The sequence below is a fragment of the Serratia sp. PF-27 genome (assembly GCF_030053255.1).
GTDB lineage: Bacteria > Pseudomonadota > Gammaproteobacteria > Enterobacterales > Enterobacteriaceae > Serratia > Serratia bockelmannii.
Genome location: NZ_JASGBT010000021.1, coordinates 374819 through 386557, shown reverse-complemented (window position 1 = coordinate 386557; position 11739 = coordinate 374819). Strand labels below are relative to the sequence as shown.

At 59.6% G+C, this 11739-nt stretch carries 11 protein-coding genes; 6 read left to right on the top strand and 5 right to left on the bottom strand.

Translation table 11 applies throughout. The features are described 5' to 3' along the window. Positions 1-53: 53 nt before the first annotated feature. The 3 genes from cysM (at position 54) to QMZ29_RS16920 (ending at position 3200) form a co-directional block, all read left to right on the top strand. On the top strand, positions 54-935 hold the full coding sequence (gene cysM / locus QMZ29_RS16930) for a cysteine synthase CysM (RefSeq protein WP_049294928.1): 882 nt from the start codon (positions 54-56) through the stop codon (positions 933-935). A gap of 252 nt (positions 936-1187) precedes the next feature. After that, positions 1188-1868 carry a response regulator transcription factor gene (locus QMZ29_RS16925; protein ID WP_025303784.1) on the top strand — a complete coding sequence of 227 codons (681 nt, stop codon included), beginning with the start codon at positions 1188-1190 and terminating at the stop codon, positions 1866-1868. Between the two features lie 6 nt (positions 1869-1874). Continuing rightward, positions 1875-3200 (top strand): ATP-binding protein, encoded by a 1326-nt coding sequence (locus QMZ29_RS16920; protein ID WP_173889292.1) that lies wholly within the window; start codon positions 1875-1877, stop codon positions 3198-3200. Between the two features lie 75 nt (positions 3201-3275). On the opposite strand, the gene crr is transcribed toward QMZ29_RS16920, so the two are convergent. The 5 genes from crr to cysZ all read right to left on the bottom strand — a co-directional run bounded on the left by crr (position 3276) and on the right by cysZ (position 8178). Further along, the gene (gene crr / locus QMZ29_RS16915; protein ID WP_004936467.1) at positions 3276-3785 is read right to left on the bottom strand and encodes a PTS glucose transporter subunit IIA; all 510 of its coding nucleotides are present in this window, start codon (positions 3783-3785) and stop codon (positions 3276-3278) included. A gap of 49 nt (positions 3786-3834) precedes the next feature. Next, positions 3835-5562: a phosphoenolpyruvate-protein phosphotransferase PtsI gene (ptsI, locus tag QMZ29_RS16910; protein WP_025303782.1), complete on the bottom strand. Its 1728-nt coding sequence runs from the start codon at positions 5560-5562 to the stop codon at positions 3835-3837. A 46-nt stretch (positions 5563-5608) separates the two neighbouring features. Then, positions 5609-5866 (bottom strand): phosphocarrier protein Hpr, encoded by a 258-nt coding sequence (gene ptsH, locus QMZ29_RS16905; protein WP_004936458.1) that lies wholly within the window; start codon positions 5864-5866, stop codon positions 5609-5611. A 399-nt stretch (positions 5867-6265) separates the two neighbouring features. Further along, positions 6266-7234: a cysteine synthase A gene (gene cysK / locus QMZ29_RS16900; RefSeq protein WP_004936453.1), complete on the bottom strand. Its 969-nt coding sequence runs from the start codon at positions 7232-7234 to the stop codon at positions 6266-6268. Positions 7235-7419: 185 nt separating this feature from the next. After that, the gene (gene cysZ / locus QMZ29_RS16895; protein ID WP_197770170.1) at positions 7420-8178 is read right to left on the bottom strand and encodes a sulfate transporter CysZ; all 759 of its coding nucleotides are present in this window, start codon (positions 8176-8178) and stop codon (positions 7420-7422) included. Between the two features lie 221 nt (positions 8179-8399). On the opposite strand from cysZ, the gene zipA reads away from it, so the two are divergent. The 3 genes from zipA to QMZ29_RS16880 all read left to right on the top strand — a co-directional run bounded on the left by zipA (position 8400) and on the right by QMZ29_RS16880 (position 11732). Beyond that, complete coding sequence (zipA, locus tag QMZ29_RS16890; RefSeq protein ID WP_043140339.1) at positions 8400-9416, top strand: cell division protein ZipA; 1017 nt, start codon at positions 8400-8402, stop codon at positions 9414-9416. Between the two features lie 79 nt (positions 9417-9495). Further along, positions 9496-11517, top strand: a complete 2022-nt coding sequence (gene ligA, locus QMZ29_RS16885) for an NAD-dependent DNA ligase LigA (RefSeq protein ID WP_025303779.1) — start codon at positions 9496-9498, stop codon at positions 11515-11517. Further along, positions 11517-11732, top strand: a complete 216-nt coding sequence (locus QMZ29_RS16880) for a DUF3820 family protein (RefSeq protein ID WP_004936441.1) — start codon at positions 11517-11519, stop codon at positions 11730-11732. Before ligA ends, QMZ29_RS16880 begins: the two co-directional genes overlap by 1 nt. Positions 11733-11739: the final 7 nt, after the last annotated feature.

Sequence of the window (11739 nt, the reverse complement as noted above, 5' to 3'; positions counted from 1 at the left end):
CAACCCCAGGGTTGCCTTTTTACTTTACGCACACCAACACACAGGCAAAGATCGTGACAACGCTCGAACAATGCATCGGGAATACCCCGCTGGTAAAACTGCAACGGCTGGCCGCCCAGGCGGGCAGCGAAGTATGGGTCAAACTGGAAGGCAATAACCCGGCGGGATCGGTGAAGGATCGCGCCGCGTTGGCGATGATCCAGCAGGCGGAGCTGCGCGGGGAGATCAAGCCCGGCGACGTGCTGATCGAGGCTACCAGCGGCAACACCGGCATTGCACTGGCGATGATCGCTGCATTGAAAGGCTATACGCTGAAGCTGCTGATGCCGGAGAACATGAGCCTGGAACGGCAGGCGGCGATGCGCGCCTACGGTGCGGAACTGATCCTGGTCAGCCGTGAGCAGGGGATGGAAGGGGCGCGCGATCTGGCGTTGGAGATGCAGCGCCAGGGGCAGGGCAAGGTGCTGGATCAGTTTAACAATCTCGACAATCCTTATGCCCACTTCACCACCACTGGCCCGGAGATCTGGCGCCAGACCGAAGGGCGCATCACGCACTTCGTTTCCAGCATGGGCACCACCGGCACCATTACCGGCGTGGGCGGTTACCTGAAGAGCCAGAATCCGCAGGTGCAGATCGTCGGCCTGCAGCCGGCGGAGGGCAGCAGCATCCCCGGCATTCGCCGTTGGTCGCCTGCTTACCTGCCGGGGATTTTCCGCCCGGAGCTGGTGGATCAGGTGTTGGATATCGAACAGAGCGATGCCGAGCAGACCATGCGCCAGTTGGCGCAGCGTGAAGGCATTTTCTGCGGCGTCAGCTCCGGCGGTGCGGTAGCCGGCGCCTTGCGCATCGCGGCGGCCCACCCTGGCAGCGTCGTGGTGGCGATCGTCTGCGATCGCGGCGACCGTTACCTCTCTACCGGCGTGTTCGACTGATCGCTCCTTCCCGGCGGTGTATTCCGTCGGGAGAATCTTTCCCCCTTTCCTTTCGACAGACGGCAGCCCCGCTTGCGTGATAGCTGCCGCTTGCTCGTGCGCCAATGCCATGACTGAAGTAGAGAAATTGCGCGGCAGCGGCCACAATAACGGTGGCGAGACGCAAAGAGCGATGTGTAAGGATTGAGTAAAACCGGCTGCGGGCCGGCGGAATTGGCGGGAAAATAACGAAAATCGGTGAAGGAGCAAGGCATGAAAATTTTACTGGTCGACGATGACCTGGAGCTTGGCACCATGCTGAGCGAATACCTGACCGGCGAAGGCTTCGATGCCACGCTAGTGCTGACGGGCAAGGCGGGGGTAGAGGGCGCGCTGTCGGGCGACTATACCGCGATGATCCTCGACATCATGCTGCCGGACATGAGCGGCATTGACGTGCTGCGGGACGTACGTAAAAAGAGCCGGCTGCCGATCATCATGCTGACCGCCAAAGGTGACAACATCGATCGGGTGATTGGCCTGGAGATGGGCGCCGACGATTACATGCCCAAACCGTGCTACCCGCGCGAATTGGTGGCGCGTCTGCGCGCGGTGCTGCGCCGTTTCGAAGAGCGGCCGCAAGAGGCGGACGACGAAGCCGCCATCAGCTTCGGCGAGCTGACGTTGAACCCTTCAACCCGCAGCAGCGAATGGCGCGGTAAGGCGTTTGATCTGACCGCTTCGGAATTCAATCTGTTGGAGCTGTTGCTGCGCGCGCCGGATCGCGTGGTGTCGAAGGACGAGCTGTCCGAGAAGGGGCTGGGGCGCCCGCGTGAGGCCTATGACCGCAGCGTGGACGTGCACATCAGCAATATTCGCCAGAAGCTGAGCGCGTTGGCCGGCAGTAAGCTCAGCATCGAGACGGTGCGCAGCATCGGCTATCGCATCCGGTAACCTGATATGCGCGGAAGACTGTTCTGGAAAATTTTACTCGGCTTTTGGTTGACCTTCCTCATCATGACGCAGGCGCTGTGGGTGGCGTTTTCTCTTTATGGCGATCGTTATGTGCCGCCGGAGAACGCCATGGCGCGGCGGGTCATTGGCCTGCAACTGACCTCCGCCGCCACCCAGTTGCGCAGCGGCGGTATGCCGGCGCTGGAATCCCTGATGCGCGACTGGCCCGAGGACGACAGGCGTCTGCTGTCGGTTACGCCGATGACCCAACCGCCGCCGCCCGCGCCGGAAGAACCGGTGTTTGAAGGGCGTCGTATGCCGAAAGCGATTTCCGCCTGGGTGCAGACCGGGGAAGGGCAAGGTTACTGGCTGAGCTATGACGTGCGCGGGCTGCGGGAAGAGTATCGGCCGGAGCGGCGTTCCCACTTCTTCAACATTCCTGCGCCGATGCTGTGGGTCGGCGGGCTGGGCGGTTTGCTGTTCAGCGCCGTGCTGGCCTGGAACCTGACCCGGCCGATGCGTCAGCTGCGCGGCGGCCTGGATCGGGTGGCGCAGGGCGATCTGTCGGTGCGGCTGTTCCCGAACATGCGACGCCGCCATGACGAGCTGTCCGACGTGGCGCGCGATTTCGACACCATGGCCGAGCGGCTGGAACTGCTGGTTAGCGCCCGCGAGCAGTTACTTCATGACGTTTCGCACGAGCTGCGTTCACCGCTGGCGCGCCTGCAGCTGGCGATTGGCCTGGCGCGGCAGAATGCCGGTAACGTCGAAGCCTCGCTCAAACGTATCGAACACGAGTCGGGGCGGCTGGACAAAATGATCGGCGAGCTGCTGGCGTTGTCGCGTACCGAACACAGTAGCCTGCCGGACGAGGAGTACTTCGATCTGTACGGCCTGGTGGACGCGGTGGTGAGCGATGCACGCTACGAGGCGCAGGTGCCCGGCGTGGATATCGTGCTGCAGGCCGAGTCGGACGTGGAGTATACCGTCAAAGGCAATGCGGAGCTGATGCGGCGAGCGGTGGACAACATCGTGCGCAATGCGCTGCGCTTTTCCAGCCACGGCCAGCGGGTGACGGTGGCGCTGTCGCGCGTCGATAACCAGTTCCAGATCGCCGTCAGCGATCAGGGGCCGGGGGTCGAAGAGGCGAAGCTGTCGAGCATCTTCGATCCGTTCGTGCGTGTGAAGTCGGCGCAGTCGGGCAAGGGTTACGGCTTGGGGCTGGCGATTACCCGCAAGGTGGTATTGGCGCACGGCGGCCAGGTTGAGGCGCGCAACGGCGACAAAGAGGGGCTGGTCATTACCCTGCGTATCCCGCGCTGGTCGTCATAACGTAGCGAGATTGGGATACGACGAAGGGGATAAAAAAACGGCGCCGAGGGCGCCGTTTTTCTTGCTCATCCGCGCTTACTTCTTGATGCGGATGATCGGGGTTTCGCCAACGGTCACGCTGCCGGACAGTTTGATCAGCTCTTTGATCTCGTCCATGTTGGAGATAACGACCGGCGTCAGGGTAGACTTGGCTTTCTCTTCCAGCAGTGGCAGGTTGAACTCGATAACCACGTCACCTTTCTTGACGCGCTGACCTTCTTCGGCGATGCGTTTGAAGCCTTCGCCTTTCAGTTCTACGGTATCGATGCCGAAGTGGACGAACAGCTCAATGCCGCTGTCGGATTCGATAGAGAATGCATGGTTGGTTTCGAAAATCTTACCGATGGTGCCGTCAACCGGAGCAACCATTTTGTTACCGGCCGGTTTGATGGCGATACCGTCGCCAACGATTTTTTCAGCGAACACTACGTCCGGCACATCTTCGATATTGACGATTTCGCCAGAAAGGGGAGCGACGATCTCGATAGTGCCCGTGTCTTTCTTGTCATCAGAAACCAGAGATTTCAGTTTATCGAACAAACCCATGATCTTCTCCTAAGCATTAAATTGGGCGGCGTTCCAGTGTCGTGGAAGTTTAGCAGAGCGTTTTTTCTTCGATGAATTTATTGACGCAATTCATCAGGTCTTGTGCCGTTGGCTGTGCCAAGGCCTGCGCTGCCAACGCCTTCACATCTTCGAAATTCGTGTTACGAATAATTTTCTTGATGCGCGGGATTGAAATCGCACTCATGCTGAACTCATCCAGCCCCATGCCCAATAACAACAGTGTAGCACGCTCATCGCCAGCCAGTTCGCCGCACATGCCGGTCCACTTGCCTTCTGCGTGAGATGCATCAATAACCTGTTTGATCAGGCTAAGTACTGATGGGGACATCGGGTTATAGAGATGAGAAATCAGCTCGTTGCCGCGATCTACCGCCAGAGTATACTGGGTTAGATCGTTTGTCCCAATACTAAAGAAGTCGACTTCTTTCGCCAGGTGGTGAGCGATGACCGCCGCAGCCGGTGTTTCCACCATCACGCCCACCTCGATGCTCTCGTCAAACGCCTTGCCTTCTTCGCGCAGCTGCGCCTTCAGCGTCTCGATTTCGCCTTTCAGATCGCGCACTTCTTCCACGGAGATGATCATCGGGAACATGATGCGCAGTTTGCCGAACGCCGAGGCGCGCAGGATGGCGCGCAGCTGGGCGTGCAGGATTTCACGGCGGTCCATCGCGATGCGGATGGCGCGCCAGCCGAGGAACGGGTTCTCTTCCTTCGGCAGGTTCATGTACGGCAGGTCTTTGTCGCCGCCGATGTCCATGGTGCGGACGATCACGGCCTGCGAGCCCATGGCTTCCGCCACGGCTTTATAAGCCTGGAACTGCTCGTCTTCGGTCGGCAGCGAGTCGCGGTCCATGAACAGGAATTCGGTACGATACAGGCCGACGCCTTCCGCGCCGTTGCGCTCTGCACCCGCGACGTCGCGCACGGTGCCGATGTTGGCGCAGACTTCAACCTGATGGCCGTCCAGCGTAATCGCCGGCAGGTCCTTCAGCTTGGCCAGATCGTTTTTCTCGGTGATGTATTGGTTCTGGGCGGCTTTCAGTTGATCGATAACGTCAGCGGTCGGGTTAACGTAAATTTTGTTGTTAACCGCATCCAGAATCAGGTAGTCGTCGTTTTTCACCTGCTTGGTCACGTCGCTGGTACCGACGATCGCCGGCAGCTCCAGGGAGCGCGCCATGATAGAGGTGTGGGAGGTGCGGCCGCCGAGATCGGTAATGAAGCCCAGCACTTTGTCCAGGTTCAGCTGCGCGGTCTCGGACGGGGTCAGATCGGTGGCCACCAGGATCACTTCGTCCTGAATGGAGCCCAGATCGACGATCGGCATGCCCAGAATGTTTTGCAGCAGGCGTTTGCCGATGTCGCGCACGTCGGCGGCGCGTTCTTTCAGGTATTCGTCGTCCAGCTCTTCCAACGCTTTTGCCTGACCTTCGATCACGGTGTAGGCGGCGGCGTCTGCGGAGGCCAGATCGTCTTTGATTAGGGCTATGATTTCCTGCTCAAGCTCTTCGTCTTCCAGCAACATGATGTGGCCTTCGAAGATAGCTTCCTTCTCTTCGCCGAAGGTTTCGCCAGCTTTGGTCTTGATCGCTTCCAGCTGTTCGGACGCTTTTGCGCGGCCGGCCAGAAAACGCGAGACTTCCTGCTCTACTTGATCAGCAGAGATTTTTTTCCGGTTGATGACGATGTCGTCTTCTTTCAGCAAGAGAGCCTTACCAAAAGCGATGCCCGGTGATACTAAAATGCCTGAAATCATAACCCTACCTTACTCTTGACTGGTGTTAACTAAAAAGACGGGCCGATTACTCAAGCTCTGCCATCAGTTTTACCAAGTGCTCAACGGCTTTCTGCTCGTCTTCACCTTCAGCTGAGATGGTCACTACGGTCCCTTGAGTCAGCCCCAGAGTTTGCAGTTTGAACAGGCTTTTAGCGCTGGCGCTTTTGCCGTTGGAGGTCACGGTGATGTCAGACGTGAAGCCTTTGGCTTCTTTAACGAACTGAGCGGCAGGGCGAGTATGCAGACCATTCGGAGCGGTAATAGTAACTTCTTGCTGGAACATTGATGTTTCCCCAACTTATTGGATTAATGTTGTGGAGTTAAAGTTTAGCCCAGGGGCCTGACTTTAACTTGTCTGGTTATAGCGCCTGACTATGGACAGGGGCGAACGTTGATGCAACAGAAAACGACGCGTTAGGCACTTCAGATCAAAAAACTCGGCTTTAGACGTCGTTCCAATCCGCTCCCCATTATGCCCGATTCGCCGCGTCGGCGACAGATGAGTAAATCGATTCAGCCTTGACCGTGCTCGGAGAGTGATTAATTTTGCGCATCGAAATAATGCAACGTTAAATACTAAAGGCGACGGGCAAAAGCAATCTTGGACTGCTATAAAGTTTGATCCAGTCCACAAAAAAGCACCCCGCAGGGTGCTTTTTTAGCGATTTGTGCAGTTGCGGAATTACTGCTGCAATTCCTGCTCGGTGAACAGATCGGCGAACAGCGCGGTGCTGAGATAACGTTCGCCGGAAGAGGGCAGGATGACCACGATAGTCTTGTCGGCGAACGCCGGTTCTTCGGCCAGTTTCACCGCCGCCGCGACCGCTGCGCCGGAGGAGATGCCTGCCAGGATGCCTTCTTCGTCCATCAGACGACGCGCCATGCTGATGGCTTCGTCGTTGGAGACTTTCTCGACGCGATCCACCAGGTCAAGATCGAGGTTGCCCGGAATGAAGCCGGCGCCGATGCCCTGGATCTTGTGCGGGCCCGGTTTCAGCTCTTCACCGGCCAGCGCCTGGCTGATGACCGGCGAGTCGGTCGGCTCGACCGCCACGGTGGTGATGGCCTTGCCTTTGGTGTTCTTGATGTAGCGGCTGACGCCGGTCAATGTGCCGCCGGTGCCGACGCCGGAGATGAACACGTCGACTTCCCCATCGGTGTCTTCCCAGATTTCTGGGCCGGTGGTTTTTTCATGGATGGCCGGGTTGGCCGGGTTGCTGAACTGCTGCAGGATCAGGTAGCGGTTCGGATCGGTCGCGACGATCTCTTCGGCTTTGGCGATGGCGCCTTTCATGCCTTTCGCCCCTTCGGTCAGCACCAGATTGGCGCCCAGCGCCTTGAGCAGCTTGCGGCGCTCGATGCTCATGGTTTCCGGCATGGTCAGCGTCAGCTTGTAACCGCGCGCAGCGGCGACGAAGGCCAGCGCGATGCCGGTGTTGCCGCTGGTCGGCTCCACCAGTTCCTTGCCGGCGGTCAGCACGCCGCGTTGTTCCGCATCCCAAATCATATTGGCACCGATGCGGCATTTGACGCTGAAGCTCGGGTTACGTGATTCAACCTTGGCCAGAATGCGTCCGTTGCCGATACGGTTCAGACGAACCAGCGGCGTATGGCCGATTGTTAATGAGTTGTCTTCATATATCTTGCTCATAGCCCGTCCTTTAACTCTATGAAAATGTGGGGAACATCGAAAGCATACGCTAACAGTACCGGCAGGGAAGTAAAGAATTGGTATATCTATATGTTATTAGGAAATAAGTTTTAAGCACAATGATAAGGGCGCGAAATGCGCGCCCTGTCGAAAATTCCCGCGCTATCGGCGGTAAAAAACGGCGGTTATCGGACGAATTGCGAGCGGTAGCGATCGACCCACATCGCGGTGGCGCCGCAGACGGCGACCGGCAGGATCACCAGATTGAGGATCGGGATCATGGTGAACAGGCTGACCAGCGCGCCGAACTGCAGATTGTCGGTTTTGTGCTGGCGCAAAGCGCGGCGCATGTCGGCAAAGCTCACCTTGTGGTTGTCGAACGGGTAGTCGCAATACTGGATCGCCAGCATCCAGGCGCTGAACAGGAACCACAGCACCGGCGCCACCGTCTGGCCGATGCCGGGCACGAAGTACAGCGCCAACAGCAGCAGCGCGCGCGGCAGGTAATACATTAGCTTGCGCCATTCGCGCGCCATGATGCGCGGCAGATCTTTGGCGATGCCGAGCAGGCCGGTGTCCGGCAGCGGTTTGCCGGTCAGGCTGCCTTCGAGCTGCTCGGCCAGCAGGCCGCAGAACGGCGCGGCGATCAGATTGGTGATAGTGCTGAATAGATAGCTGAACACCAGCAGCACCGAAATGACCGCCAGCGGCCACAGCAGGTAGCTCAACCATTGCAGCCAGTCGGGAACGTGGCTCATCATCGCCGGGATCCAATCGCCAAGCCGGCTGAACAGCCACCAGAAAGCGGAGCCCATCAGCAGCACGTTGACCAGCAACGGCAGGACCACATAGCGTTTAATCCCCGGGCGCGAAATCAGGCGCCAGCCTTCGGCGAAATAGTGAATGCCGCTGGTCGAGCGGGAAGGGAGCTGCGTATAGGACATATCTTAAGTTATCTCGTTGTCTGAACAGGCATCATTATCATATAGGGATGATTTTCCACTGGCTAGGGTAGGGTTGGCTGAAAAACCAGCAGAAAAAGGCAGTATAATCATCTTTATTGGCATAAAGTTCAGCACGGACTTGCACTTGTGTGCGCGGGCAAATAGAGTTAAAGAGTGAATGTTTGCCGCGGTGGCAATGTATTGGAACAACAGAGATAGCAATGATGCAGGATTTGCGTCTGATATTAATCGTTGTTGGCGCGATCGCCATAATAGCGCTGTTATTGCACGGTCTGTGGACCAGTCGCAAAGAACGGTCAGCGCTCTTCCGCGATCGCCCAGCCAAACGTTCCCAAAAGGAACGTGAACAAACTCCGATCGACGATCTCGAAGAAGGCGTCGGTGAGGTGCGCGTACGCGCCGCTCACCCGCAAGACGAGCCGTCATTCGGCCATTTCGATGCCGCACGCGAAGAACCCGTGGCCGCGCCGAAGCCCGCTCCGGCGGCTGCGCCAGCGCCCCACGCCGTTCAGCCGGCTGCCCATCAGACGCCGCCTCCGCTGTCTCAGCGGCCGGAATATGATGATATCCTGCTGAACAACTACGCGCCGGACGAAGAACAGGCCGAACCGCAGCAACCGCAACCGGCCGTGCGCCGTGAGCCGCGCGTCGACGATCTGCCGCATGAACATGAGGCGCCGCAGGGGGCAGAACCGGCATTCCATGCCGAACCGGCTCCTGTGCAGCAAGCGCCGGAAGTGAAGCCTGCGCCGGAACCTGCACCGCAGCCTGCGGCTGCGCCAATTCAGGCTAAGCTGAAAGAGACCGTGCTGGTGCTGCACGTCGCGGCCCATCAGGGCGGCGTGATCGGCGGCGAAGTGCTGCTGCAGAGCGTGTTGCAGGCGGGCTTCCAGTTTGGCGAGATGGGCATCTTCCACCGCCATATCAGCCCGGCCGGCAGCGGCCCGGTACTGTTCAGCCTGGCGAACATGGTCAAGCCGGGGTCGTTCGATCCTGACATGATGTCCGATTTCTCCACGCCGGGCGTGTCGATGTTCATGATGGTGCCGTCTTACGGCGACGCCAATCAGAACTTCAAGCTGATGCTGCAGTCGGCGCAGCGCATCGCCGACGACGTGGGCGGCGTGGTGCTGGACGACGAGCGCCGCATGATGACGCCGCAGAAGCTGGAAACCTACAAAGCGCGTATCCGTGAAGTGTTGGAAAACAACGCCTGACCGGGTTGCCGCGCGCACTGAACATCCGTAACAACAAAGCCCCCGCTAGCCGGGGGTTTTTTATCTTTGATGGTGAGCCATGGAATCGATAATCCAACAAATCAATCAACTACGAGCCACATTGCGCCATCATGAATACCAGTATCATGTGCTGGATGCGCCCGAAGTGCCGGATGCGGAATATGACCGCCTGATGCGTGAGCTGCGCGAGCTCGAGAGCGCGCATCCGGAGCTGATCACCGCCGATTCGCCGACCCAGCGCGTGGGCGCGGCGCCGCTTGCGGCGTTCGACCAGGTGCGTCACGAAGTGCCGATGCTGTCGCTGGACAACGTGTTCGACGAAGAAAGCTTCCTGGCGTTTTACAAGCGCGTGCAGGACAGGCTCAAAAGCAGCGATCCGCTGACCTTCTGCTGCGAACTGAAGCTGGATGGCCTGGCGGTCAGCCTGCTGTATGAAGACGGCGAACTGGTGCGCGCGGCGACGCGCGGCGATGGCACCACCGGGGAGAACATCACCACCAACGTGCGCACTATTCGCGCCATCCCGCTGCGCCTGACCGGCGACAACATCCCGCGCCGGCTGGAAGTGCGCGGCGAAGTGTTCATGCCGCAGGCCGGTTTTGAACAGATGAACGAAGAGGCGCGGCGCAAAGACGGCAAGGTGTTTGCCAATCCGCGCAACGCCGCCGCCGGTTCGCTGCGCCAGCTCGATCCGCGCATTACCGCTAAACGCCCGCTGACCTTCTTCTGCTACGGCGTCGGCCTGCTGGAAGGCGGCGAGCTGCCGCGCAGCCACTTTGAGCGCCTGATGCAGTTCAAGGCCTGGGGCCTGCCGGTTAGCGATCGCGCCCAGCGCCGCACCGGCAGCGAGGAAGTGCTGGCGTTTTATCGTCAGGTCGAGCAGGACCGCGCACAGCTCGGTTTCGACATCGACGGCGTGGTGATCAAGATTGACGACATCGATCTGCAGGAAACGCTGGGCTTTGTGGCGCGAGCACCGCGTTGGGCGACGGCGTTCAAATTCCCGGCCCAGGAGCAGATCACCGTGGTGCGCGAAGTGGAGTTTCAGGTTGGCCGCACCGGCGCGATTACGCCGGTGGCCCGCCTTGAGCCGGTGTTGGTGGCCGGGGTGACCGTCAGCAATGCCACCTTGCACAATGCCGATGAAATTGAGCGGTTGGGGCTGCGCATCGGCGATACGGTGATCGTGCGCCGCGCCGGCGACGTGATCCCGCAGGTGGTGGGGGTGCTGGAAGACCGCCGGCCGCAGGATGCGCGCGAAGTGGTGTTCCCGCTGCACTGCCCGGTGTGCGGCTCCGACGTTGAGCGCGTGGAAGGCGAAGCCGTGGCGCGCTGCACCGGCGGTCTTATCTGCGGCGCGCAGCGCAAAGAGGCGTTGAAGCATTTCGTTTCCCGCCGCGCGCTGGACGTTGAAGGCATGGGCGACAAGATCATCGAGCAACTGGTGGACAAGGAGTACGTGAAGAACCCGGCCGATCTGTTCCGGCTGTCCGCCGGCATTCTGACCGGTCTGGATCGCATGGGGCCGAAATCGGCGCAGAACCTGGTCAATGCGCTGGAGAAATCCAAACAGACCACCTTCGCCCGCTTCCTGTATGCGCTCGGCATTCGCGAGGTCGGCGAAGCGACCGCCGCCAACCTGGCGGCGCATTTCGGATCGCTCGAGAAGTTGTTCGCCGCTGACATCGAGGCGCTGAAAGAGGTGCCGGACGTCGGCGAAGTGGTGGCCAAACACACCCGCAATTTCCTCGATGAAGCGCTCAATCAGCAGGTGATCAACGAGCTGGTGGGCGCCGAGATCGGCATCCACTGGCCGGCGCCGGTGGTGGTGGCGGCGGAAGAGATAGACAGCCCGTTCGCCGGCAAAACCGTGGTGCTGACCGGCTCGCTGAGCCAGCTGTCGCGCGACGAGGCCAAAGATCGCCTGACGGCGCTGGGCGCCAAGGTCAGCGGCAGCGTGTCGAAGAAAACCGATCTGGTGATCGCCGGTGAGGCGGCCGGTTCCAAGCTGGCGAAGGCGCAGGAGCTGGGTATCGCCGTGATCGACGAAGCGGAGATGATCCGCTTGCTGGGTGAGTGATGGAAAAAGAAAACCTGCTGGAGATCGCCAATACCGTGATGCCGTTCGGCAAGTACCAGGGGCGGGTGCTGATCGATCTGCCCGAAGAGTACCTGCTGTGGTTCGCCCGCAAGGGCGAATTCCCCAAAGGCAAGCTCGGCATGCTGATGGAGATGACGCTGGCGATTAAAATCGAAGGGCTTGACCACCTGGTCAAGCCGCTGAAGAAAAGCTGAACTGACG

Bases quoted from the DNA above. Each gene is read 5' to 3' on its own strand.
- ptsH (WP_004936458.1), bottom strand. From the start codon at position 5,866: ATGTTCCAGCAAGAAGTTACTATTACCGCTCCGAATGGTCTGCATACT.
- cysK (WP_004936453.1), bottom strand. From the start codon at position 7,234: ATGAGCAAGATATATGAAGACAACTCATTAACAATCGGCCATACGCCG.
- crr (WP_004936467.1), bottom strand. From the start codon at position 3,785: ATGGGTTTGTTCGATAAACTGAAATCTCTGGTTTCTGATGACAAGAAA.
- QMZ29_RS16920 (WP_173889292.1), top strand. From the start codon at position 1,875: ATGCGCGGAAGACTGTTCTGGAAAATTTTACTCGGCTTTTGGTTGACC.
- cysZ (WP_197770170.1), bottom strand. From the start codon at position 8,178: ATGTCCTATACGCAGCTCCCTTCCCGCTCGACCAGCGGCATTCACTAT.
- ptsI (WP_025303782.1), bottom strand. From the start codon at position 5,562: ATGATTTCAGGCATTTTAGTATCACCGGGCATCGCTTTTGGTAAGGCT.
- zipA (WP_043140339.1), top strand. From the start codon at position 8,400: ATGATGCAGGATTTGCGTCTGATATTAATCGTTGTTGGCGCGATCGCC.
- ligA (WP_025303779.1), top strand. From the start codon at position 9,496: ATGGAATCGATAATCCAACAAATCAATCAACTACGAGCCACATTGCGC.
- QMZ29_RS16925 (WP_025303784.1), top strand. From the start codon at position 1,188: ATGAAAATTTTACTGGTCGACGATGACCTGGAGCTTGGCACCATGCTG.
- QMZ29_RS16880 (WP_004936441.1), top strand. From the start codon at position 11,517: ATGGAAAAAGAAAACCTGCTGGAGATCGCCAATACCGTGATGCCGTTC.